Raw genomic sequence first — 23,194 nt, 5'->3', positions numbered from 1 at the left:
GCGGCACGGCGCCGGGCGCGCCGGCGCGCGACCCGCAGCAGAATGCCCCGCAGCAGGCCCCACAGGACAACAGGCCCGGCGCCGCGCGCGGCCAGCCGCAGGTGGCGGTGATCGGCCTCGGCGCCATGGGGTTCGGCATGGCGCAGAGCCTGCTGGCCGCCGGTTTCGCCGTCACCGGGGCTGACCTTTCGTCCGACGCTCTCGCGCGCCTTGAGGCCGGGGGTGGCACCGCCGCCGCGCGCCCGGCGCAGGCGGCGGCAGGCGCCGCCGTGGTGGTGTGCGTGGTGGTGAATGCGGACCAGACGGAAGCGGTGCTGTTCGGCCCCGGCGGGGTGGCCGAGGCCATGCCCGAAGGGGCGGTCTTCCTCTCCTGCGCCACCATGGACCCGGCGCGGGCCCGCGCGCTGGCGGCCCGGCTGGAGGGCATGGGGCGGCTCTATCTCGACGCACCCATTTCCGGCGGCGCCGCGCGGGCGGCCAAGGGGGAGCTGACCATTCTCGCCTCCGGCCGGCCGGAGGCATTCGCGGCTGCGGAAGGGGCGCTCAACGCCATGTCCGCGAAGCTCTATCGGCTGGGGGACGAGGCCGGCACCGGCGCGGCCTTCAAGATGATCAACCAGTTGCTGGCCGGCGTGCATATCGCGGCCGCCTGCGAGGCCATCACCTTCGCCGCGAAGCAGGGGCTGGACCTCGCGCAGGTCTATGAGGTGATCACCGCCTCGGCGGGCAACAGCTGGATGTTCGAGAACCGCATGCCCCATGTGCTGGCCGGTGATTATACGCCGCTCAGCGCGGTGGAGATTTTCGTGAAGGATCTGGGCATCGTGCAGGATATGGCCCGCACCGCCCGCTATCCGGTGCCTTTGGCCGCCGCCGCGCTCCAGCTCTATCTCGGCGCATCCGGCGCGGGCATGGGGCGGGACGACGACAGTTCGCTTGCGCGCCTTTATGCCGGCATGTCCGGCGTCACTCTGCCGGGAGCGGGCAAATGAGCATCAGGCTTGGGGCCATCGCCGACGATTACACCGGCGCTTCCGATCTCGCCAACACGCTCACCAAGGCGGGCCTTCGCACCGTGCAGACCATCGGCGTGCCCGCGCCGGACCTTGTCCTGTCCGATGTGGATGCGGTGGTGGTGGCGCTCAAGAGCCGCTCCATCCCGGCCGCTGATGCGGTGGCGCAGTCGCAGGCGGCGCGGGACTGGCTGAAGAGGCAGGGGGCGCGGCACATCCTGTTCAAGATCTGCTCCACCTTCGATTCCACCGATGCCGGCAATATCGGCCAGGTCTTGGATGCGCTGCGCGGCGATCTCGGGCCGGAGGCCGGGCAGTGGCCGGTGCTCGTCACCCCCGCCTTTCCGGAGACCGGGCGCACGGTCTATTTCGGCAATCTGTTCGTGAACGGCGTGCCGCTGAATGAAAGCCCGCTCAAGGATCATCCGCTCAATCCCATGACGGATTCCAGCCTCGTGCGCGTGCTCGCCCGGCAATCGCAGGCCGGCGTCGCTCTGGTGGACCTCGCCACCGTGGTGCAGGGCGCGGAGGCGGTGCGGGCCCGCCTTGGCGCGCTGGCGCAGGCGGGAACAGGGGCCGCCATCGCCGATGCGGTGTTCGAGCGCGATCTGGAGACGCTGGGGCTGGTGGCGCTGGAGGCGCCCCTTTCCGTCGGCGCCTCGGGCCTCGGCCTCGGCCTTGCCCGCGCGCTGGTGGCGCAGGGCGTAAGCGGCGGATCGGACGCCGCCACGGGCGCGCCGGTCGCCGGTGCCGTCGCCGCCATCGCCGGCAGCTGCTCGGCGGCGACGCTGGAGCAGATCGCCCGTGCCGAAGCCATCATGCCCGTGCTGCGGCTGGATCCCGAACAGCTGGTCACGGCGCCGGACGCAGCCATCGTCGCCGCGCTGGATTGGGCGCGGCCGAAGCTGGAGGGCACTCCTGTGCTCATCGCCGCCAGCGGCACGCCGGATCAGGTGGCCGCCCTGCAGGCGCGTTATGGGCGGGAGGCGTCCGGCCATGCCATCGAGCAGGCCTCCGCGCGTCTGGCCGAGGGGCTGGTGGAGGCTGGCGTGCGGCGGCTCATCGTGGCGGGCGGGGAGACGTCGGGGGCCTGCGTGGACCGGCTGGGCCTTGCCGCCTTCGCCATCGGGCGGGAGATCGCGGCCGGCGTGCCGCTGCTGCGCACGGTGGATCACGCGCCGGCCATGCTGCTGGCGCTGAAGTCCGGCAATTTCGGCGGTCCGGACTTCTTCGCCGCCGCCGTCGCTGCCATGCAACCATAGAGCGAGCTATCCTTTTCCTGCGCGTGTGGTTCAATGGCCATGGGCCTTGGCGCAATGTTTGTGCTAAAAGGCCCATCCTTTGCGCGACCGCTTTCTCAGGAGAGGACCGTTGCCCGACGCCATTGACTGCCGGATCCTCGACCTTCTTCAGGAAGACGCGCTGATGTCGGCCGCCGCGATCGCGGACCGCGTGGGGCTGAGCCCGACGCCCTGCTGGCGCCGGATCAAGAAGCTCGAAGACGACGGCGTCATCCTGAAGCGCGTGGCGCTGCTGGATCGCCGCAAGGCCAATGTGCCGCTCACCGTTTTCGTCTCCGTGAAGGCTCCGCGCCACGCCATGGAGTGGCTGGAAGCCTTCCGTCGCGTCATCTCCGACATTCCCGAGATCGTCGAGGCCTGGCGCCTGACCGGCGAGACCGACTATCTGCTGCGCCTTGTGGTGCCGGATATTGATACCTATGATGCGGTCTACAAGCGCCTCATCTCGCGGCTGGAGTTCTCCAACCTCTCGTCCTCGCTGGCCATGGAAGAGATGAAGTTCACCACCGCCGTGCCAACCAGCTACATGCTGAAATGACGGTAGCCCGCGCCGCTATGCCGGCGAGTACATTATCCAGATGTAGCGCAAAATTATTCTCGTCCGGACGTATCTCGGCGTAATCCCATTGTCCTTCGCGGCCGTTTCAGGCCATCCCATGGCTATTCCCTCATCCGGCCCACGCAACAGACGGAGGCGGCATGACCGGAACGACCCTTTCGTCCAGCATCGCAGTGCACATCGCGGCCGAGGGCCGGTTCGAGCGCATCCGCTCGGTGGTGTTTCACGATGCGAAACGTCTTCTTCTCTCCGTAAGATTTCCAGAAGAAAAGTGGCGTTGCCGTCGTCAACGCTGCATCCGGTGACATCGTCTCGATAAGGCGGCTCAAGAGCGACATTGCTGCGCCGGCTCCACAACGGGGCGAGCGCCGCTGGTTCCGCCTCGACGGCCGGCTGGCGCTGTTCTGCGGAGAGAGCTGTCTGGTCTGGCCGGACTTAGCGGGCGATCTGGCGGGCGATCTGGCCGGCGGCCCGCCCGACGTCCTGCCGGTGGCCAATCCCGCTCATTTCGACGCCGACCCCATGGTGCTGGCCGACCCGCACCGGCGCCAGCCCAGCCTGCTGCATCTGGAACCGCTGCGCGACGGGGCGGCGGTGGCGCTGTTCTCGGACAATTTCTACCAGCGCGGCGGGCGCTATCTGGCGCGGCTGGAACGGCGCGGGGATGCGCTGCACTGGGTGGGGGCTTTCCGGCAGATGGAGGAGGCGGACGTGCTCGACCGCTGGACCGAGCGCACCTTCAGCCTGCATGAGACGCCGCTCATCCACGCCATCCACGGTGCCGGCGACCGGGTGGCCTGCGTGACGCGGGGCGGCACCGCCACCATGCTCAACCACGGCCCGGCCTTCCAGACCAATCTCGTCGCCACCTATGGCCTCACGAAGCCGGAACCGCCGGCGCCGCCGCAAGGTGGCGGCTTCCTCAAGAGCCTGTTCGGCCGCAGGAGCGAACCGCCGCCTTCCCCGGCGCCGCCGGGCTTCGAACTGCGCGACATTCAGGAGCGGCCGGAGGGGGCGCTGCTGTTCAGCGGCGATGACGCTTATGAAGCGGTGCGGCTGGCGAAGACCAACAAGGTCGCCTTCTTCCGGCCCGGTGCGGCCAAGCCGTTCGGGCAACTGTCGCTGACCCCGAAACAGTCCCTCGGCGAGCTGAAGCCCGGCAAGGTGGGCCTCGCCTTCCACGGCACGCAGATGGCGGTGTGGAGCGAGGACCGGCTGCATCTGTGCCGGCTGGAGGGGATGGGGTAGGGCCTGCCCCGTGCTATAGCTGCGGCAGGATCAGGGACTGAAGGCGAGGGACATATGCGCAAGCTCGGATTGATCGCCGGAATGAGCTTCGAAAGCTCGGTCATCTACTACCGGAAGATCAATGAGGCGGTGCGCGACCGTCTGGGCGGCAATCACTCCGCCGACATCCTCATGCGCTCGGTGGATTTCCAGCTCATCGTGGACATGCAGAAGGCCGGCCGCTGGGACGAGGCCGGCCGGTATCTCGCCGATGCCGCCCGCGGCCTCGAACAGGCCGGTGCGGAGAGTGTGCTGATCTGCGCCGTCACCATGCATCTCGTCGCCCCCGCCGTGGCGGCAGCGGTGTCGGTGCCGCTGATCCATGTGATCGACGCCACCGCCGAGCGCCTGAAGGCGGCGGGCTGCCGCAGGCCGCTGCTGCTCGCCACCCGCTACACCATGGAGCAGGGTTTCTATCAGGCGCGCATGGCCGGCCACGGCATCGAGGTGATGGTGCCCGACGAGGCGGGGCGCACCCTCACGCATGACATTATCTTCAACGAACTGTGCGCCGGAAAGGTGCTGGATGCCTCGCGCGAGGTGCTGGTCGGCCTGATCGGTGCGGCGCAGGCTGAGGGCGCGGACAGCCTGATCCTCGGCTGCACCGAACTGGGCATGATCCTCGATCCGGACGCCCTCGCGCTGCCCGGCTTCGACAGCGCCGACATCCATGTGGAGGCCGCCGTGGCCTTCGCCCTCGACGGAGCGGCGGGCAGCCGCGCCGCCTGAGCGCTTTATGGATTGAGCGAGGCGCCCCTCAGAGCCGCTGGCCGCCGCTGGCGTCGATGATCTGGCCCGTCACCCAGCCGCCGTCCGGCGAGGCCAGGAAGGCCACCACACGGGCGATGTCCTCCGGCTCGCCCACGCGGCCGAGCGCGATGGTTTTCGCGGTGGCGGCGCGCACGTTGGGGTCGCGGGAGACGGCGTTCATGTCGGTGGCGGTGGCGCCGGGCATGACGGCATTCACGGTGATGCCGCGCGGGCCGTAATGCACCGCCAGCAGCTTGGTCAGCGCCTCCAGCCCGGCCTTGGAGGGGGCGTAGGTGGCCATGAAGGGATAGGCCGCCCGCGTGCCCATGGACGAGATGTTGACGATGCGCCCGCCGTCATTGAGCAGCGGCGCCAGCGACTGGATCAGAAAGAAGGGCGCCTTCAGGTTCACAGTGAGCACGCGGTCGAACTCGGCCTCGTCCACCTCCTCGATGGCGAGGCGCTTGGAGACGCCGGCATTGTTCACGAGGATGTCGAACTTTTCGGCGCCGCGCGCCTTCAGCTCGGTCCTGAGCTGGGCGGTGACGCTCTCCCACGGCTGCGCGCCCGAGAGGTCGGCGGCGACGAGGAAGCCGGCGGCGCCGGCGGCCTCGATCGCGGCCAGCGTTTCGGCGGCCTTGTCGGCGCCGGTGGCATAGTGCACGCCGATGGTGGCGCCGCGCGCCGCCAGCGCCAGCGCGATGGCGCGGCCGATGCCCCGGCTGGCGCCGGTGACGAGGGCGATCTTACCCGACAGGTCCTGGCTCATGAGACGAAGCTCGCTGCTGTGTGGAGGCTTGGGGGATGGGTGGAAGGCTGGTGGCGGAGGCTTGATGGGAAGAGGTTGTCTCCCACGATCAAAGGACGGGGACGCAGGCTCAGGCAAAAGGGCCCGTCATCCCCGGGGCGGGTGTGATCCGGGGCCGGCAATTGCTCAAGGTCGCGATCCAGGCTGACCCGCCGGGTTCCGTGAAGGGGTGGTCAGGTGACGGTGCGCGGATGGCCGCCGCTGACGCCATATTCCTTGTTCAGATCGAGCAGCACATGCCCGAAAACGGTTTGCGCCTGTAAATCAACGACGATCACGAGAAAGACATTGCGGCGTTCGGTGCCGATGAGCACCTGATCGTAGCGTCCATGCGCGTCACGATAGACGTGATGAACGTCATTGAGGGACGTAATGACGAGATCGTCCAAGTCTATCGCTTCGACATACGGCCATATATCTATGACCGCATCGTCATCTTCCGTCACGTTGCTCATGGGATGAGCGAAGCAGGCGCTGAACTCGTCCTCGTTGAGCTTTCGGGTGATTGTCATCTGGCTATGAAACCACGAGGCTTGAGCGTCCGCAACGGGTCGAAAGCCGCCTTTGCCGGTAACAGTGCATCCCCGTCATGCCCGGGCTTGCCCCGGGCATGACGTTTCAAGGAGAGCTGATCAAGGGCTTATTTCGACCAGCCGCCGCTCGCCTCCAGCTCGCGGGCGCGGGCGATGAGGGCCTTGCGGTCCACCTTGTTGGTGCCGGCCCACGGCAAATCGTCCACGAACTCCACCCGGCGCGGATGCTGGTAGGCGGGGCCGTTGGCGAGCGAAAACGTCTTCAGCTCGCCATAGGTGGGATGGGCGCCGGGGCGGGCGACGATGAAGGCCACCGGCATCTGGCCGCGCTCCTCGTCGGGCAGCGGCACGACGCTCGCCTGCTGCACGTCGGCGTGACGCTCCAGCATCTTCTCCACTTCCACCGGATAGATGTTCTCGCCCGAGCAGACGAACATGTCGTCGGCGCGGCCCACGAAATAATAGAATCCGTCCTTGTCCCGGCGCAGCACGTCGCCGGAATAGTACCAGCCGTCGCGCAGGGCCTTGGCGGTCTGCGCCGGCAAACCGTGATAGCCATACATGAGCGAGGGGTTGCGCATCATCAGCACCCCCTCCTGCGAGCCATCGGGGAAGTCGCTGGCCTCGATCAGCTTCACCTCGCTGCCCGGCACGGGGTAGCCGAGCGAGCCGGGAGGCGTCGGGCGGCCGTCCGGATGCGGGCCGAAGATGGCAGGTCCCGCTTCCGTGGTGCCGAAGCCCAGCGCGATGACGGCGTTGGGGAACAGCTCCTTCACCCGCTCGAACAGCGCCAGAGTGACCGGGGCCGAGCCCATCATGATGCGCTTCAGCGAGGTGGTGTCGAGCGTGCGCACATAGTCCGCATCCTTGACGATGCGGGCGAACATGGTGGGCACGGAGCCGAGCGCCGTGACCTTCCAGTCGGAGATGGCCTTCACATAGGGGCGCACGTCGAAGCCCGGCATCAGCACGATGGAGGCGGTCGTGGCGAACGCGCTCTTGGCCGAGAACAGGCCGTTCATGTGGAACAGCGGCTGGGCGATCATGACGCGCTCGGTGGGCTGCGTCTTGCCGTTCTGGGTGCGCATGAACAGCGCCCAGAGCTGGCCGCGATGGGAGAGCGGAACGCCCTTCGGCTTGCCGGTGGAGCCGGAGGTGTAGAGCATCTGGCCGATGTCGGTGTCGTTCATCGCCACGGTTTCGAACGTGGTCGGCTTGATCACCGCCGCAAAGCCGGTCTCGCCCGCATCGTCAAACTCGGCGAACGGCAGCTTGCCCTCCACGAACGCGCGCCCGCCCTTGTCCACGAAGGCGAAATGGGCATCCGCGTCGGCGAGCACATAGTCCACCGTCTCCTGCGGCAGCTTCACATTGACCGGCACGGCCACGAATCCGGCGCGCATGATGCCGAGGAAGCTGATCAGATACTCAGCCCGGTTCAGCGAGAGGATGGCCACCCGGTCGCCGCGCTTGAGGCCGCGGTCGGTGAGGAAGCGGGCGACGCCGTTGGCGAGGCCGTCCACCTCGGCGTGGCTGTACTGGCGGGGGGTGGGCGTGGAGAGGTCGATCAGGGCCGGGCGGGAGAGGTCGGCGGTGCGGTCGATCAGGTCGCCGAGATTGGTCCAGCGGGTCTGCGGACCAAGAGGGACGGCCGTCACGGGGGCTTCAAGCACTGACATAGCTGGTTTCCGTCGCCGCGAGATCCGGCGTCTTCTGGTGGGTCACAAGATCGAAATGGCAGGCCACCTGCCGGCCCGCATGGCCTTCGATGGAGCGCAGCAGCGGGCGCTCCTCGTGGCATCGGGCTTGCGCGATGGGGCAGCGGGTGTGGAAGGCGCAACCCTGTGGCGGATTGAGCGGGCTCGGCAACTCGCCCTGCAGGGTCTTCCGGGTGCGGCTGCGCGCCAGCTTGGGGTTGGCGACGGGGGCTGCCGCCAGCAGCGCCGCCGTATAGGGATGGGCGGGGGCGGGCCAGATGTCCGCCGCCTTGCCGCTCTCCACCACGCGGCCGAGATACATGACCAGCAGCCGGTCGGAGATGTGCTCCACCACCGAGAGGTCATGGGAGATGAACAGGAAGGAGACGCCGGTCTCCGCCTGAAGGTCCTTCATGAGGTTGATGACCTGCGCCCGCACGGAGACGTCGAGAGCCGAGACCGGCTCGTCGCAGATCACCACCTTGGGGTTCAGCGCCAGCGCGCGGGCGATGCCGATGCGCTGGCGCTGGCCGCCGGAGAATTCATGCGGGAAGCGGTCGAGCGCCGCCTGCGGCAGGCCAACCTTGTCCACCAGCTCGCAGACGCGGGCCTTGATGTCGGCCCGCTTCCAGCCGGCCACCGAGAGCGGCTGGCCGATGATCTTGCCCACCGTATGGCGCGGGTTCAGCGAGCCGTAGGGGTCCTGAAAGATCATCTGCACGTCGGAGCGGATGGCGGCGATGGCCTTCGAGCCGAGGCGGGTGATGTCCTGTCCGCTGACGAAGATGCGCCCCTCCGCCGCCGGCACGAGGCGCATGAGCGCCTTGCCCAGCGTGGACTTGCCGCAGCCGCTCTCGCCCACGAGACCCACCGTCTCGCGCTCGTTCACGTCGAGGCTGACGTCGTTCACCGCCTGCAGGGTGCCGCGCGGCGTTTCAAAGCGCACGGAGAGGCTGCGCGCCGAGAGGATCGACATGTCAGGCTCCTTCCTGCTGAACGGCAAAGCACGCGACCTGACGCCCGGCGGCGGGACGGGTGAGGACGGGCCGCTCCGCGAAGCAGCGCTCGAACGCCGAGGGGCAGCGGTTGTTGAAGGCGCAGCCCACCGGCAGGGCTGCCAGCGCCGGCACGCTGCCGGGGATCTCGGAGAGGCGGCCGTGCGGCTGGTCGGTGGCCGAGGGCGTCGCGCCCATGAGGCCGCGCGTATAGGGGTGCAGGGGTTCGTCGAACACGGTGTCCACCGTGCCTTCCTCCACCTTGCGGCCGGCATACATCACCAGCACGCGGTCGGCGGTTTCGGCCACCACGCCAAGATCATGGGTGATGATGATGAGGCCCATGCCGGTCTCGGCCTGAAGGTCTTTCATCAGTTCGAGGATCTGCGCCTGAATGGTCACGTCGAGCGCGGTGGTGGGCTCGTCGGCGATCAGGAGCTTGGGCTGGCAGGCGATGGCCATGGCGATGACGATGCGCTGGTTCATGCCGCCGGAGAGCTGGTGCGGATAGTCGCCGAAGCGCCGCTCCGCGTCCGGTATCTTCACCTTGCGCATCAGCTCAAGAGCGCGCTCGCGCATGGCCTTGCGGGAAGCGGGGTCGTGGCGGGCGATCACTTCCACGATCTGCTCGCCGACCGTCAGCACCGGGTTGAGCGAACTCATGGGATCCTGGAAGATCATGGCGAGGTCCTTGCCCCGCACGTCCTGCATCTCCCGCTCCGAAAGGCGGGCGAGGTCGCGATCCTCCAGCACCACCTTGCCGTGGGTGAGCTTGGCCGGCGGCCACGGCAGCAGGCCCATGAGCGCCAGCGCCGAGATGGACTTGCCGCAGCCGCTCTCGCCCACGATGGCCAGCGTCTCGCCGGATTTCACTTCCAGCGAGAGGCGGTCCACGGCGGTGAGCTTGCCAGCGCGGGTGAAGAGCGTGACCTCGATCTCGTCCACGCTCAGCAGCGGCCCGGCATCGCGGCCGGGCTGGGGCCGCTTGTCTTCGGTCAGAGCCAGCATCAGCGGTCCCTCAGCTTCGGGTTGAGGGCGTCGTTGAGACCGTCACCCACGAGGTTGAGCGCCAGCACGGTGAGCATGATGGCAAGGCCGGGAACGGCGCAGATGTACCAGGAGGAGCGGATCAGCGTGCGCCCCTGCCCGATGAGGCCTCCCCAACTGGCCACGTTGGGATCGCCGAGGCCGAGGAAGGAGACCGAGCTTTCGAACAGCACCGCGCTCGCCACCACGAGCGAGGACAGCACGATCACCGGCGGCAGCGCATTGGGCAGGATCTCGCCCAGCATGATGCGGATGTTGCCCATGCCCATGGCCCGGCACGCCTGCACGAATTCGCGGTCGCGGAGCGAGAGGAATTCGGCGCGGGTCATACGGGCGATGGCGGTCCAGCTCACAACGCCCACCGCGATGGTGATGTTGGTGATGTTCTGGCCCAGCACAGCCACCACGGTGAGGATGAAGATGATGTTGGGCACCGTCTGGAACAGCTCGGTGACGCGCATCAGCACCTCGTCCACCCAGCCGCCGAAATAGGCGGCGGTGGCGCCGACGCTCACGCCGATGATGGTGGCGGTCAGACTGGCGAACAGGCCGATCATCAGCGTGGTGCGCGCGCCATGGGCGACCACGGCGGCGATGTCGCGGCCGAGCGAGTCCGTGCCCAGCGGGAAGCGCGGATTGGCGAACGGCCACAGCTCCGGCCGGCCCACGATGCGCAGCGGATCGCGCGGATAGTAATAGGGCGCGGCGAGGGCCACCGCGATCAGGATGACCACCAGCAGCAGCCCCACCAGCGCCGCCCGGTTGCGCGCGAAGCGCAGGACGAAGTCGATGAAGGGCGCGCGCCGTTTGCCCGACAGCACCACGGGGGTGATGGCGGCGGGCGGCGTCACGGTTTCCGTAGGGGCGGTGACGGCGGGGGAGGCGGTGCTTGTCATGGACATGGCGTCCTCCTCACCGGGCCCGGATGCGGGGATCGAGGCGGAAATAGGCGATGTCCACCAGCGCATTGGCCACCGCCACGATGAGCGAGGACAGCACCAGCACGCCCAGCACCACCGGATAGTTGCGGCTCATCACGCTGTCGAGCATCAGCGAGCCGATGCCCGGCCAGGAGAACACCGTCTCGATGACCACCGAGCCGCCGAGCACGGTGCCGAGCTGGAGGCCCAGCAGCGTCACCACCGGCAGCAGCGCGTTGCGGAACACGTGGCGCAGCACCACCTGCGCGCCCGACAGGCCCTTGGCCCGCGCGGTGCGCACGAAATCGTGCCGGAACACCTCCAGCATGGAGGCGCGCATGACGCGGGTGTACATGGCGGCGTAGAACAGCCCGAGCGAGAGCGCGGGCAGCGCCAGATGCCGCATCACGTCCAGCGCATCGCCGAAGACGCCATGGTCCACGCCGATGTCCCGCATGCCGCCCACCGGTAGCCAGCCGAGGCGCACCGAGAACACGATCATCAGCATGATGCCGAGCCAGAAGGTGGGCGCGGCGAAGAAGAACACCGCGCCGACCGAGATCAGGTTGTCCCAGATGGTGTTGACCTTCACCGCGGCGATGACGCCGGCCAGCACGCCGATGAGCAGCGCGATGGCGATGGAGGCCAGCATCAGGATGACGGTGGCAGGCAAAGCCTGGCCGATTACCGCCAGAACGGTCTCGTTCTGGCGGTAGGAGTAGCCGAAATCCAGGGTCATCACGGACCAGATGTATTTCAGCAGCTGGACGACGACCGGCTTGTCCATGCCGTAGAGAACGCGCATGCGCTCGATCATCGCCGGGTCGCTGACCTGCTGCTCAGCGGTCATGACATCCAGGAAGCTTCCCGGCGACATCTGGATCAGTGCGAAGTTGAGCACGATCACCCCCAGGATGAGGGGGATGATCTGTGCGAAACGGCGCAGGAGAATGCGGCGCATGGCGTCTCTCTCTCCCTACGGCTCAGCGATCAAGCCAGACGCGGGACCAGCTTTCGCCCATGAAGTCGGCGTCCTGCGAATGATCGCGCACGTCCGAGCGGGCCACCGTCACCGAGTTGATGTCCACCAGAGCGGTGATCGGCAACTGCTTGGCCACGGTCTGCTGGAACTCGACGGCAAGCGCCTTGCGCTTGGCCGGGTCGGTGTTGGTGGCGAGGTTCTCCACCAGCGTGTCCATCTTCGGGTCCGAAAAGCCGTTGGCATTGCGGAACGCCGCGCCCTTCACGATGCCGTCCGTGGTCACGAACTGCGTCCAGTAGGGCACCAGCTCGACCGGGCCGGAATTGTTGGAGATGGCGATGTCGTAATCGTAATCGCCATAGATGCGCTTCAGCGAGGTGGCGCGGTCGGGAATGGCGAGGTCCACCTCGACGCCCACGTCCTCCAGAGCCTGCTTCAGATACTGGCCGAGCTTGACGTTCTCCTCGAACCAGCCGGCCGCGACCAGCGAGATCTTGAAGCGCGTCTTGCCCTTCAGCGGGTAGCCCGCCGCATCCAGCTTCTTGGCCGCCAGCTCCACGTCGAACGGATACTGCTCCACGTCCTTGGTGTAGAACAGCGCGTTGCTGGACGGGATGAAGCCGGTGGCCGGCTTGGCGAGGCCGAAATAGATGGTGTCGGCGATGAACTCGCGGTCGATGGCATGCATCAGCGCCTGCCGCACCGCGACGTTCTTGGTGATGTCGCGGCGGCCGTTGAACTCGATGCTGGCGATCCAGGCCGAGTTCTCATAGCCCTTGGTGGTGGAGACGAACTTCTTCGTCGCCTCAAGGCGCTTGATGTCCGGAGCCGGGATCGGGTTGAAGCAGCCGATGTCCAGCTGGCCCGCCTCGAAGGCGGCCGAGCGGGAGGCGGGGTCACGCCACCAGCGGATCACCAGGCGATCCGCATAGGGCTTGCCGGCGTCCCAATACTTGTCGAAGCGCTCCATCTCCACGTGCGAGCCGCGCACCCACTCCTTCACCTTCCACGGGCCGGTGCCCACGGGCAGGTTGTTGGCCGGGTTGGTGAGCAGTTCCTTGCCGTCATAGAGGTGCTTCGGGATGACGAGGCCCGCCTTGCCCGCCAGCACGGATTTGAGGAAGAACTCCGGCACCGTGGTGTTGAAGGTGAGCTTCACGGTGAGCGGGTCCACCGCCTCGGCCCCGGTGAGGGCTTTCAGCGCCAGACCGGCGGAGACCGGCTTCCAGTAGGAGAGGGCGTTGTAGACCACATCGTCGGCGGTGAACGGCTTGCCGTCATGCCACGTCACATTGGGGCGCAGCTTGATGGTGTAGCTCTTGAAGTCCGCCGCGGGGGTCACTTCGGTGGCCAGAACCGGCTGGAAGTTCAGCGACGTGTCGAGACGCAGAAGGCGCTCGAGAACCTTGGTGGAGGTGAAATAGGGGCTGGAGCCGCCGCCCGGGGGCACGAAAAGCGCCTGCGGCTCGAAGCCGCCCCAGGTGGCCGTCAGCGTGCCGCCGCGTTTCGGAGTCGCGGTCGCGGCGCCCTGCGCGAAGGCGGACAAAGGCAGGCCAGCCGCAACGGCGACGCCGGCGGTGGTGGTCAGGAAATGACGCCTGGATATCATTGGTCAGTTCTACCTTATGCTGGTCATGGGCCTCATCTGGTAGATCCTCCTCGTTATCCCTAAGGTCCGGTCGTTTTTGAATTATATATTTGAATTATATTGTCTTTTCCGCGCCGGGGGCGGGCCGTCGTTGCAGCCCGGCTGATCCGGCGGGAGTGCTCGGCGCCGGGGCCGCAGCAAGCGAACCCGGCGCCGGTCCTAACGGGCCCGGCAAACCGCTGGGGGGCGTGCCGGATGGGCGATCATTGGGTGGCGTAAGCGGCGCGGCCGATGGCCAGCAGCGCTCCCGCCTCGTTGAAAACGTCCACGTCGGCGATGCCGACGGTCTTGCCAAGCCGCCGGACCTTGGCGACGACGATCAGATCCGTGTCGATGGCCGGACGGAGATAATCCACCCGGAAGTTCATGGTGGGGAGCCCACGGCCCACCATCATGCCCACCGCGAAATCACCCACCGTGTCGATGACGAACGCCAGAGGACCGCCATGCCACTGCTTGGTACCCGCGCGCCGTTCAAATTCCGGGCGCATGGGGCAGCGCATGGTGAGTTCCTGCTTATCATGATCGACAGATGTGACCGTGAGGCCCGAAAAGGCGATGCAGGGTGAGCCATCCAGATAGGCCTGGATGCCAGCGGCATCGAGGGTCTTGGGGGCTTCTTTTACATCGCTTGCTTTCACGTCACTCATGGCGTCACAACCACCTTGCCGATCACTTCGCGATCCTCGATCACACGGAGGGCTTCCGCAGCGTCCTCCAGCGCGTAAGTCTTGTCCACCACAGCTTTCAGTTTGCCCGAACCCACAAGCTCCAGCAGCGAAACCACATCCTCCGGCTCCCAGCCGTTGGAGCCCTTGATCTCCAGCTCGAAGGTCCAGATGTAGCGCAGGTCTTCCGGCGGGCTGAAGCCGGCGGTCGCCCCGCAGGTCAGCTGACGGCCGCCAAGACGCAGCGTCCGCAGCGACTTCACCCAGGTTTCCCCGCCGGTGAAGTTCACCACCACGTCCACGCCGCCACCCTTCTGGCTGCGGCGACGGCTGGCCTTGCCGTGACGTTCCTGCACAACCTTCAGAAAATCTTCTTCCTGGTAGTAAATAATTTCGTCGGCGCCGATGTCCAGCAACCGCTGGCCCTTTTCCTTCGAGCCGGCACACGCGATCACATAGGCGCCGGCCAGCTTGGCCAGCTGCACGCAGCAGATGCCCACGCCGCCCGAGGCGCCCAGGATCAGCACCTTCTCGCCGGCCTTCACCTGCCCGCGCGCCACCATCATGCGATAGGCGGTGCCATAGGCGACGGGCAGGGCCGCCGCCTGCTCGAAGCTGATGCCATCGGGGATCTTGAACAGCTGGTGCGCCTTGGCGACGCAATATTCGGCGAGGCCGCCATTCTGGGTCTCGCCCATCAGGCCGCCTTCCACGCGGTTGATGGGGTCCACCAGCACCCGGTCGCCCTTGGACCAGCCGGAAACGCCTTCGCCCAGCGCGACGATCTCGCCGGCCACGTCCAGCGCGATGACGAGGGGCATGGGAATCTTGATGCCGGGCATGCCGCGACGGGTGAACACGTCATGATAGTTCAGCGAGGCGCCGCGCACCCGCAGCAGCACTTCGCCCGGCCCCGCGGTCGGGGTGGGGAAGTCGGCTTCGAGCACGAGCTTGTCCAGCCCGCCATGTTCCCGCATTACGACGGCACGCATAAGGTCCCCTTTTCTTGTCATTGTCCGGTTGGTTCAGCTCTTGCTTGCGACCCGGCGGCGGTGCCGCCGGTCGAATAAGCGGCGCCCTCAGACGGGGACGAAGGCGGTGATGACGCCGGCCGCATGCGCCGGGGCCACCAGGATGCCCGCGCCATAGGGGCCGAAGGGCACGCCATTCTTCGCCAGTTCTTCCTTGGCCTGTTCCACGGAGCTGGTGCCATAGACCAGCGCCACCATGTGGTCGGTGCCGTCGGGGCCGAGTTCCGGCGCGATGCCGAACTTGGCGGTGATGGCCTCGGGGGTGAGGATTTGGACCACCGGCACGCCGGCCCGGAAGGCAACGCCGCCATAGACCGATTGCAGCAGGCCGGGGCCGAACATGCGCTCATAGATGCCGCCGGTGCGCGTCGGATCGGTGGAGGCGATGACGAATTCCGCCACGCCGGTCACGCCGTTGGGCTGGGTCTGCATCTCGGGCTGCCACACCAGCTCGGGCGTGTAGTGGTGGCAGAAGAAGGTGCGGCCGTTCTGCACCTCGTCGGCGCCGATGCGCAGCACGCGGAAATGGGCGTCCTTCGGGCCGCCGGGCACATCCACGGGGCGGGTGAATTCCGCCGGCGGGTCCACGGGCACGCCGCGCTTCTGAAGGTCCGTATAGCGCGCGTCCGGATCGCCGGGCTTGAAGACGAGGCCGGTGAGGCCGGGCGGATGCTTCCACAGATCGGCGCGATTGGTGTTCTTGCCGGGCTCAAAGCCCAGCAGCTCCAGATAATCGGTGGTGAAGATGGAGAGATTGTTGGCCGAGCCCAGCGAGTGATGGCCGCGCGGCGTCATCAGGAAGCCGAGCTTCTCGTAGGCGGCGAGCGCGGGATCCAGCTGATCCATCACATTCACCACCACATGGTCCAGGACGGGGCCGGGGAGGGCATTCGCAGCGTCGGACACAGCCTCATCTCCTTGATGCGCAACCGGCGGTAGCCGGCGCAGGAAGCCTTTGGCAGTTATATAACGATATAAGACATATAAAAGGTGGGAAATTCATTTTTCCCGAAAAATTGACGGGGAGGTATATTTCCACGTCGAAAATCTGGTTTCCGTTCGGGTCATCCAATTAGACGGGCGAAGCGGCGAAAAAACATTGCAAAGTTCGGCCAAGCCCCGACCTTTTGTGAAGGAATATGCCGCCCTTTGCGCCGATCGTGAGCATGGAATTTTCCGCTCAGGGTCGCATGCGAGCATGAGATTTCAAGCGCACGCTGCAAGCGATTGTGCGTCGGGAAGCAGGCTCGTATCGTGCGCTTCGCGCGGCGCAGGGCCAATCCTTGAAGCCCTGTTCCTGTCCGTTGTTTCGGCGGATGCCACGTATTCCGACACTGCGCGCCGTGACCGGCAGCGCGCCCCGCATGAGGCAGCCTCGTGGACCTTTCCTCGTTCGACTATCAAAAATCCTACCTGATGGCGCGCCAGCCGGTGCTCGGTCGCAACATCGTTTCCACCTCGCAGCCGCTGGCCGCGCAGGCGGGCCTGTCCATGCTGGCGCGCGGCGGCAATGCGGTGGATGCCGCCATCGCCGCCGCCATGACGCTGGTGGTGGTGGAGCCTTCGGGCAACGGCCTCGGCTCGGACGGATTCGCCATCCTGTGGGACGGTTCGGCCCTGCACGGCCTCAACGCCTCCGGCCGCTCCCCCGCCGCCTGGACGCCGGAGCGCTTCAAGGGCCGGGCCATGATGCCCGAGCGTGGCTGGGACGCGGTGACGGTGCCCGGCGCGGTGTCCGGCTGGATCGCGCTGTGGCGCAAGTTCGGCTCGCTGCCGCTGGAGGTGATCGCCGAGCCGGCTATCCGTTATGCGCGTTACGGCTATCCGGTGTCGGTGGCCGTGTCGAAGCTCTGGGCCAATGCGGAGAAGGTGCTCTCCGGCCAGCCGGGCTTCGCCGAATGCTTCCTGCCCGATGGCCGGGCGCTGAAGGCGGGCGAGATCTTCCGCAGCGAGGCCATGGCGCGCTCGCTGGAGCTGATCGCCCAGACCGAGGGCGAAGCCTTCTATCGCGGCGAACTGGCCGAGAAGATGATCGCCCATGCGAAAGAGCATGGCGCCGACATGACGCTGGACGACCTCGGCAACCATCAGGCCGATTTCGTCGAGACGCTGTCCACGCCGTTCGCGGAAGGCGTGGTGCACGAGCTGCCGCCGAACGGGCAGGGCATCGCCACCCTGATCACCCTCGGCATCCTCGAGGCGCTCGGAGATGACGGGCTCGATGTGGATTCGCCCGAGGCCATCCATCTCGCGCTCGAGGCCACCAAGCTGGCGCTGGCGGACCTTGCCCAGTATGTGGCCGATCCGGCCTTCATGAACATCGACCCGAAATCGCTGCTGGAGCCCGCCTATCTGGCCGAGCGCGCGAAACTGATCGATCGCTCAACCGCTGGTCTGCCCACCTATGGCGCGCCGCGTCAGGCGGGCACGGTGTATCTGACCGCCGCCGACGAGAAGGGCATGATGGTGTCCTTCATCCAGTCCAACTACATGGGCTTCGGCTCGGGCGTGGTGGTGCCGGGCACGGGCATCAGCCTGCAGAACCGGGGCGCCGGCTTCGTGCTGAAGGCGGGCCATGCCAATGAGGTGGCGCCCCGCAAGCGCCCGTTCCAGACCATCATCCCCGGCTTCGCCATGGACCATTCCGGCCAGCCGCTGCTGTCGTTCGGCGTCATGGGCGGGCCGATGCAGGCGCAGGGGCACACCCAGATGGCGCTGCGCATGCTGCGCCACAGGCAGAACCCGCAGGCGGCGGCGGATGCCCCGCGCTGGCGCGTGGTGGCCGGCCGCAAGGTGGCGGTGGAGGCCAGCGCCGGCCCGGCAGTGCTGGAAGGGCTGAAGGCGCTCGGCCACGAGATCGTGGTGGATCCGCCGGAAGCGGTGTTCGCCTTCGGCTCGGCCCAGCTCATCGCGCGCGGTGACAACGGCTGCTACGTGGCCGGCTGCGACAGCCGCAAGGACAGCCAGGCAGCCGCCTTCTGATCCTGCGGGACATCCAGGAAAGCTTGATGAAGCGCCATGTCCGGGTCTGCCGGGCATGGCGTTTTTTGTCGGGCGGGGGCCGGCCGCGCCGGGGAACAAGCACGCCGGTTCGGCATTGGGTCAGCTGGAGCGTGGTCTAAGCCGTGCTCCATGCAGTCGGTTCCGGCGCGGCACCGGCGCAGCCAGCGAGGCCAGATGAGCAGCGAACCACCGGCAAAGCCCGAACCGGGACAGACCGAACCGGGACAGACCGAGACGGACGTCTCCGCCACCCCCGCCTCGCCCGACGCCCCACCCATCGCCTTCGCTTACGACTTCGACGCCACCCAGAAGGACGACTTCCAGCTCGGCCGGCAGCATCAGGCCTATGAGAACGAGCAGTGGCTGCTGGGTGAAGGGAAGTGGCGGCGCTACTGGCGCAAGGCCATTTTCGATAATGCCGGCCATGCGGCGCTCTCGGGCGCGTGCGTCTATGCGCTCGGCATCTGGGCGCTGCCGGTGATCGGCGGCAGCGCGGATGGGCTCTGGGTGTTCCTGCCCCTGCCGCTGGCGATGCTCGATATCTGGCTGGTGCTCCGCTTCACGGGCAACGGCCTCAACCGCGCCTATCAGGACAGTTGCTTCGCCAGCCTTTTGTGGTTCGAGCAGACCTATGCCGGCCCGCGCCATGTGACCATCGGCCCCGAGGGCATGCGCTGCCGCACCCGCACCGACGATGTCTTCCTCGGCTGGCGGCGCTATCTGTTGGCTGTGGACCAGCCGGAGCATCTGGTGCTGGTGTTCCACGGCGAGGTGCTGGCCATCCCCCACGCCGCGCTGCCGCAACCGGGCCGGGACGTCGCCCTCCAGATCAACGCCTGGGCGGGCGCCCTCATCGAGCGCGAGGACAAGGAGAAGGCGGCAGCGGACCCCGCCGCCCCCTGAGTGCCCTCAGTCGCGATGCTCGATCCATGCCCCGAGCGCCGGCGAGAGGCCGACCGCCGGCTTGGCGCCGGGGCGGGCGAAGCGGCCGGCGCGGGCCGGGCGCACCTTCAGGCGGGCGAGCAATTGCGCCTGCCCGACGGCCGCGCTCACCGGGTCCACCAGCGGCACCGGCACGCGGTCGGCGATGCGCTCGGCAAGGCCGGTGAGCGGCGCGCCGCCGAGGATCACCACATCCGCCTTGTCGCGGGCCACCACCTCGTCGATCAGCTTCACCAGCTCGCCTTCCAGCTCGTGCTGGACGGTGGCGACCGACTGGAAGCTGGCATCCGGCACGCGAATGCCGGCGCAGCGGGCATCGAGCCCGGCCAGCCGCACCGCATCCTCATACCAGGCGGTGAGCGTGCGCGAGAATGTCACCACGGAGAAGGTCTGGCCCAGCATGCAGGCGGTGAGCATGGCGGCTTCGGCCATGCCGGTGACGGGCACGTCGAACAGCTCGCGGGCGGCGATGAGGCCGGGATCGCCATAGGCGGCGATGACGATGGCATCCGCTCCCTGCTGGTTCTCGGCGATCATCTCCAGCGTCAGGCTGCCGGCCACCGCCGCTTCGGCGCGGCTGGCGATATAGGGCATGCCGCGGGTGGCGGTGATGCCCACCAGTTCCACGCCGGGATCAAGGACGGCGGAGGCGGTCGCCACCATGCGCTCGGTCATGTCGGCCGAGGTGTTGGGATTGACCAGAAGAATACGCATGGGAAGGGCCTTGAAAGCGTCTGTACCGGAGGACCGGCGTGTTCGGGGCACATGTGCCGGGTCAGGCCGCGTTGCATAGAGGGCGGGGCGGGCGCTGTCGATAGGAGCGCATCATGCCGTACTCCCTTGCCGTAGGGCCGGCGTTTTCCCCATGCGGCTGCACGGGAGGGGTGACGCGGGGCGGCGTTGCGACCAAACTTCGCGCCGGAGTCGTTCCCTGCGCCGCTGCCCCGGCGCGCGGACAGACGGTTCGAGACGGACAGACGACCATGCATGATGCCGATCACGACGGGGACGGGCACGATCAGTCCCACGACGATGCGCACGCCCACCATCACCACGATCACGCCCACCACGATCACGCCCACCACGACCATGACCACGGCAGCGAACTCTCCGATTATGAGCTGAGGGTGCGGGCGCTGGAATCCATCCTCGTCGGCAAGGGTTATGTGGATCCCGGCACGGTCGAGGAGATCATCCAGACCTACGAGACCAAGGTCGGCCCGCGCAACGGCGCGCAGGTGGTGGCCAAAGCCTGGACCGATCCGGAATTCAAGGCCCTCCTGCTGCGCGACGCCACCACCGCCATCGCCACGCTGGGGTTCGGCGGGCGCGGTGGCGAGCACATGGTGGCGGTCGAGAATACGGCGGAGGTGCATAACGTCATCGTCTGCACGCTGTGCTCCTGCTACCCGTGGGTGGTGCTCGGCCTGCCGCCGGCCTGGTACAAGAGCGCGGCCTATCGCTCGCGGGTGGTGATCCGCCCGCGTGAGGTGCTGTCCGAATTCGGCGTGAGCCTGCCCCCCGAGACGACCGTGCGGGTGTGGGATTCCACCGCCGAGACCCGCTACATGGTCATCCCCCGCCGCCCCACCGGCACCGAAGGCTGGGACGAGGAGGCGCTCGCCGCCATCGTCAGCCGCGATTCCATGGTGGGCACGGGACTCGTCTCCCTGCCGGAGAGCCTGTCATGAACGGCGCGCAGGACATGGGCGGCATGATGGGCTTCGGCCCCATCGTGCGCGAGGAGAACGAGCCCTTCTTCCACGCCCCGTGGGAGCGCAAGGCCATGGGCCTGACGCTCGCCGCCGGCACCACCGGCATGTGGTCGCTGGATCACGCCCGCGCCGCCCGCGAGAGCCTGCCGCCGGGCGAATATCTGACCTCGCCTTATTACGGCATCTGGCTGAAGGCGCTCGCCACCACCATGGTCAATGCCGGCCTCGCCACAGAACGCGAGGTGGCGACCGGCGTCATCGAGACGCCGCCGGTGCCGGTGAAGCGCATCCTGCGGCCGGAAGAGGTGGCGGGCGCGCTGGCGAAAGGCTGGCCGGCCAGCCGGCCGGAGCCCCATCCGGCACCCTTCAGGGTGGGCGACACGGTGCGCACCCGCATCATGAACCCGGTCCATCACACCCGCCTGCCGCGCTATGCGCGGGGCAAGACGGGCGTGATCGAGACCGTGCACGGCGTCCATGTGTTTCCGGACAGCCATGCGCAGGGGCTGGGCGAGAACCCGCAATGGCTGTTCAGCGTCTGCTTCACGGGCGAGGAATTGTGGGGCGCGGATGCCGAGCCGGGCACGCGCGTCAGCGTGGAAGCGTGGGAGAGCTATCTTGAACCCGTCGCCTGAAACCGTGAGCCCCGAGGCGCTGGAGCCCGTGTTCGCCGCGCCGTGGGAGGCGCAGGCGTTCGGGCTGGTGGTGGCGCTCCATCGCAAGGGCCTGTTCGACTGGCCCGAGTGGACCCGCACGCTGGCGGAAGAGGCGGCCAAGGGCTCGGGCGCGGCGGACTATGCCGCCTGGCTCGCGGCGCTGGAACGCCTCGTGGTGGCCCGCGACGTGACCACCGCGCAGGCGCTCAACGACTGGCGGGAGGCGTGGGACGCGGCGGCGAAGGCCACGCCGCACGGCAAGCCGATCGAGGTGCAGGCGCCGCCAGCCTTTGGGTAAAGATGCTGCCACCAGCCTTTGGGTAAAAATGCTGCCGCCAGCCTTTGGGTGAAAAACGCCGCAACTATTGATCAAGCCATCCGTTTCCGGGGGGAAACCATTGCCGGCCTTTGGGGGAAGTGCCGGGCCAAGATCGTCAAAACAACAGGAAGGTCGTCATGAGATCCGTACGGAGCTTCGTTCTCGCTCTCGGTGCACTGGGGCTTCTCGCCCCCATGGCCAGCAGCCCGGTCCGCGCCCAATCCTCCGTGCCGACCCAGAACGCGCTGACCCAGAAGATGAACGCCTATATCGGCTGCATCAACCGGCTGTCGGGGCGTTCCTTCGATGCGCGCGAGCGCTATTTCAGCTGGGTGGGCAAGAACGGCCCCACCGGCAAGGAGCGGATCGTCTACGGCACCTACACCATCTATGACACCACCGACTGCCAGCAGAGCGTGGAGAAGGTGAATGCGCTGGAGCCGCACGAGCCGGCGCTGGAGACGGCCGCCACCGCTTATGTGCAGGCGGTGGTCGCGCTGGCCCCGCTGCTGAAGGAAGCGGACGATTATTACGAGCAGGAGAATTACAAGGACGACAAGATGGCCAAGGGCAAGGCCATGCATCCGCGCCTCGTCGCCGCCTGGGACGCCTTCGCCGCCGCCGACAAGACCCTGCGCGCCACGGTCGAGGAGATCCAGGACAAGCGGGCCGAGGATCGACTGGCCGAGATCGAGAAGGCCGAGGGGCGCAAGGAGCGCTATTATCTGGAGGCGGTGATGCTGAGCGCCAAGCGCCTCGTCCGTCTCGAAAGCGCCAACCCGCCCGATCTTGCGAAGATCACGCCGGCGCTGGATTTCTATGAGGCCAATGTGAAGGCGGCGGAACCGCTCCTTGGCTCCAGCTTCATGCGCAGCGCCAAGGCCTATCTGGTCACGTCCAAGCAGCTGATGCGCCGCATCCGCGACAAGGTGCCTTACAGCCACGGCGACAAGATGCTGCTGTCCGGCTCCGGCGGCTGGATGGTGGAAGGCTCCCCGCCGCGCCTGACCCGCGATTATAACGACCTCGTGGACAGCTATAATCGCGGCGGCAAATTCTGAGGTTTTTAGGGCTGATCCGCATTCCAGCCCGGTATCGATGCCCTGAAACCCCGCCATGGCCGGCGTGACCCGGCCATGGCGAATACGAAGCGAGGGGGCTCCCTAAGCCTTTCGGCGGCCTCATGCCGCCTCTCACGGCGCAAAGGGCAGGGCTCCGGCCCGAATGGGGTCGTTGTTGAGCAGATCCGCCGGTTCCACTCTGCACCGTTCATTTCGGTGCGGAGTTGAAGTCAAGCATGATTGCCAAGCAGCATTTTCC

Annotated in this window: 24 protein-coding genes; 12 read left to right on the top strand and 12 right to left on the bottom strand. The window is 67.3% G+C overall.

Features of this window, described 5'->3' with window-relative positions:
- Positions 1 to 125 precede the first annotated feature (125 nt).
- From ltnD to IEW24_RS10790, 6 genes are all read left to right on the top strand, one after another.
- Positions 126 to 992, top strand: coding sequence for an L-threonate dehydrogenase (gene ltnD / locus IEW24_RS10815; RefSeq protein WP_244644332.1), 867 nt, complete (start codon positions 126 to 128; stop codon positions 990 to 992).
- Positions 989 to 2,275 (top strand): 3-oxo-tetronate kinase, encoded by a 1,287-nt coding sequence (gene otnK, locus IEW24_RS10810; RefSeq protein WP_188578318.1) that lies wholly within the window; start codon positions 989 to 991, stop codon positions 2,273 to 2,275. Before ltnD ends, otnK begins: the two co-directional genes overlap by 4 nt.
- A gap of 109 nt (positions 2,276 to 2,384) precedes the next feature.
- Positions 2,385 to 2,852, top strand: a complete 468-nt coding sequence (locus IEW24_RS10805) for an Lrp/AsnC family transcriptional regulator (RefSeq protein WP_188578316.1) — start codon at positions 2,385 to 2,387, stop codon at positions 2,850 to 2,852.
- Between the two features lie 161 nt (positions 2,853 to 3,013).
- Complete coding sequence (locus IEW24_RS10800) at positions 3,014 to 3,178, top strand: hypothetical protein (RefSeq protein ID WP_188578314.1); 165 nt, start codon at positions 3,014 to 3,016, stop codon at positions 3,176 to 3,178.
- Positions 3,179 to 3,362: 184 nt separating this feature from the next.
- A complete protein-coding gene (locus IEW24_RS10795; RefSeq protein WP_188578312.1) occupies positions 3,363 to 4,121 on the top strand; it encodes a hypothetical protein in 759 nt (252 codons plus the stop codon).
- 54 nt (positions 4,122 to 4,175) lie between these two features.
- Positions 4,176 to 4,889, top strand: coding sequence for an aspartate/glutamate racemase family protein (locus tag IEW24_RS10790; RefSeq protein ID WP_188578310.1), 714 nt, complete (start codon positions 4,176 to 4,178; stop codon positions 4,887 to 4,889).
- A 28-nt stretch (positions 4,890 to 4,917) separates the two neighbouring features.
- On the opposite strand, the gene IEW24_RS10785 is transcribed toward IEW24_RS10790, so the two are convergent.
- From IEW24_RS10785 to IEW24_RS10735, 11 genes are all read right to left on the bottom strand, one after another.
- A complete protein-coding gene (locus tag IEW24_RS10785) occupies positions 4,918 to 5,679 on the bottom strand; it encodes an SDR family oxidoreductase (protein ID WP_188578308.1) in 762 nt (253 codons plus the stop codon).
- A gap of 212 nt (positions 5,680 to 5,891) precedes the next feature.
- Entirely contained in the window at positions 5,892 to 6,230 is a 339-nt protein-coding gene (locus IEW24_RS10780; protein WP_188578306.1) for a hypothetical protein, read from the bottom strand.
- A 128-nt stretch (positions 6,231 to 6,358) separates the two neighbouring features.
- Positions 6,359 to 7,930: a class I adenylate-forming enzyme family protein gene (locus tag IEW24_RS10775; RefSeq protein WP_188578304.1), complete on the bottom strand. Its 1,572-nt coding sequence runs from the start codon at positions 7,928 to 7,930 to the stop codon at positions 6,359 to 6,361.
- Positions 7,917 to 8,924: an ABC transporter ATP-binding protein gene (locus IEW24_RS10770; protein ID WP_188578302.1), complete on the bottom strand. Its 1,008-nt coding sequence runs from the start codon at positions 8,922 to 8,924 to the stop codon at positions 7,917 to 7,919. The genes IEW24_RS10775 and IEW24_RS10770 overlap by 14 nt, the downstream gene beginning before the upstream one ends.
- Position 8,925: 1 nt before the next feature.
- Positions 8,926 to 9,951 carry an ABC transporter ATP-binding protein gene (locus IEW24_RS10765; RefSeq protein ID WP_188578300.1) on the bottom strand — a complete coding sequence of 342 codons (1,026 nt, stop codon included), beginning with the start codon at positions 9,949 to 9,951 and terminating at the stop codon, positions 8,926 to 8,928.
- Positions 9,951 to 10,781 (bottom strand): ABC transporter permease, encoded by an 831-nt coding sequence (locus tag IEW24_RS10760; protein ID WP_210324190.1) that lies wholly within the window; start codon positions 10,779 to 10,781, stop codon positions 9,951 to 9,953. Before IEW24_RS10760 ends, IEW24_RS10765 begins: the two co-directional genes overlap by 1 nt.
- 121 nt (positions 10,782 to 10,902) lie before the next feature.
- Positions 10,903 to 11,871 carry an ABC transporter permease gene (locus IEW24_RS10755; protein WP_188578299.1) on the bottom strand — a complete coding sequence of 323 codons (969 nt, stop codon included), beginning with the start codon at positions 11,869 to 11,871 and terminating at the stop codon, positions 10,903 to 10,905.
- A gap of 22 nt (positions 11,872 to 11,893) precedes the next feature.
- On the bottom strand, positions 11,894 to 13,501 hold the full coding sequence (locus IEW24_RS10750) for an ABC transporter substrate-binding protein (RefSeq protein WP_188578297.1): 1,608 nt from the start codon (positions 13,499 to 13,501) through the stop codon (positions 11,894 to 11,896).
- A gap of 242 nt (positions 13,502 to 13,743) precedes the next feature.
- Complete coding sequence (locus IEW24_RS10745; RefSeq protein WP_188578295.1) at positions 13,744 to 14,190, bottom strand: PaaI family thioesterase; 447 nt, start codon at positions 14,188 to 14,190, stop codon at positions 13,744 to 13,746.
- Positions 14,187 to 15,200: a quinone oxidoreductase family protein gene (locus IEW24_RS10740; protein WP_188578293.1), complete on the bottom strand. Its 1,014-nt coding sequence runs from the start codon at positions 15,198 to 15,200 to the stop codon at positions 14,187 to 14,189. Before IEW24_RS10740 ends, IEW24_RS10745 begins: the two co-directional genes overlap by 4 nt.
- An 87-nt stretch (positions 15,201 to 15,287) precedes the next feature.
- Complete coding sequence (locus tag IEW24_RS10735; protein ID WP_188578291.1) at positions 15,288 to 16,145, bottom strand: VOC family protein; 858 nt, start codon at positions 16,143 to 16,145, stop codon at positions 15,288 to 15,290.
- A gap of 510 nt (positions 16,146 to 16,655) precedes the next feature.
- On the opposite strand from IEW24_RS10735, the gene IEW24_RS10730 reads away from it, so the two are divergent.
- Complete coding sequence (locus tag IEW24_RS10730; protein ID WP_188578832.1) at positions 16,656 to 18,221, top strand: gamma-glutamyltransferase family protein; 1,566 nt, start codon at positions 16,656 to 16,658, stop codon at positions 18,219 to 18,221.
- Between the two features lie 195 nt (positions 18,222 to 18,416).
- Positions 18,417 to 19,145, top strand: a complete 729-nt coding sequence (locus IEW24_RS10725) for a hypothetical protein (RefSeq protein WP_188578289.1) — start codon at positions 18,417 to 18,419, stop codon at positions 19,143 to 19,145.
- A 6-nt stretch (positions 19,146 to 19,151) separates the two neighbouring features.
- Here IEW24_RS10725 and IEW24_RS10720 read toward each other — a convergent pair whose 3' ends face one another.
- Positions 19,152 to 19,898, bottom strand: coding sequence for an aspartate/glutamate racemase family protein (locus IEW24_RS10720; protein ID WP_188578287.1), 747 nt, complete (start codon positions 19,896 to 19,898; stop codon positions 19,152 to 19,154).
- Between the two features lie 269 nt (positions 19,899 to 20,167).
- On the opposite strand from IEW24_RS10720, the gene nthA reads away from it, so the two are divergent.
- From nthA to IEW24_RS10700, 4 genes are all read left to right on the top strand, one after another.
- Complete coding sequence (gene nthA / locus IEW24_RS10715; protein ID WP_188578285.1) at positions 20,168 to 20,875, top strand: nitrile hydratase subunit alpha; 708 nt, start codon at positions 20,168 to 20,170, stop codon at positions 20,873 to 20,875.
- Positions 20,872 to 21,534 (top strand): nitrile hydratase subunit beta, encoded by a 663-nt coding sequence (gene nthB, locus IEW24_RS10710; protein WP_188578284.1) that lies wholly within the window; start codon positions 20,872 to 20,874, stop codon positions 21,532 to 21,534. Before nthA ends, nthB begins: the two co-directional genes overlap by 4 nt.
- Positions 21,518 to 21,853, top strand: a complete 336-nt coding sequence (locus IEW24_RS10705) for a nitrile hydratase accessory protein (RefSeq protein WP_244644298.1) — start codon at positions 21,518 to 21,520, stop codon at positions 21,851 to 21,853. The genes nthB and IEW24_RS10705 overlap by 17 nt, the downstream gene beginning before the upstream one ends.
- A gap of 158 nt (positions 21,854 to 22,011) precedes the next feature.
- A complete protein-coding gene (locus IEW24_RS10700) occupies positions 22,012 to 22,935 on the top strand; it encodes a YiiG family protein (RefSeq protein WP_188578280.1) in 924 nt (307 codons plus the stop codon).
- Positions 22,936 to 23,194 lie beyond the last annotated feature (259 nt).

The organism is Azorhizobium oxalatiphilum (assembly GCF_014635325.1).
GTDB classification, from domain to species: Bacteria; Pseudomonadota; Alphaproteobacteria; order Rhizobiales; family Xanthobacteraceae; genus Azorhizobium; species Azorhizobium oxalatiphilum.
Note: the sequence above shows the minus strand (reverse complement) of the source record. Positions and strands in the feature narration are given on the sequence as shown.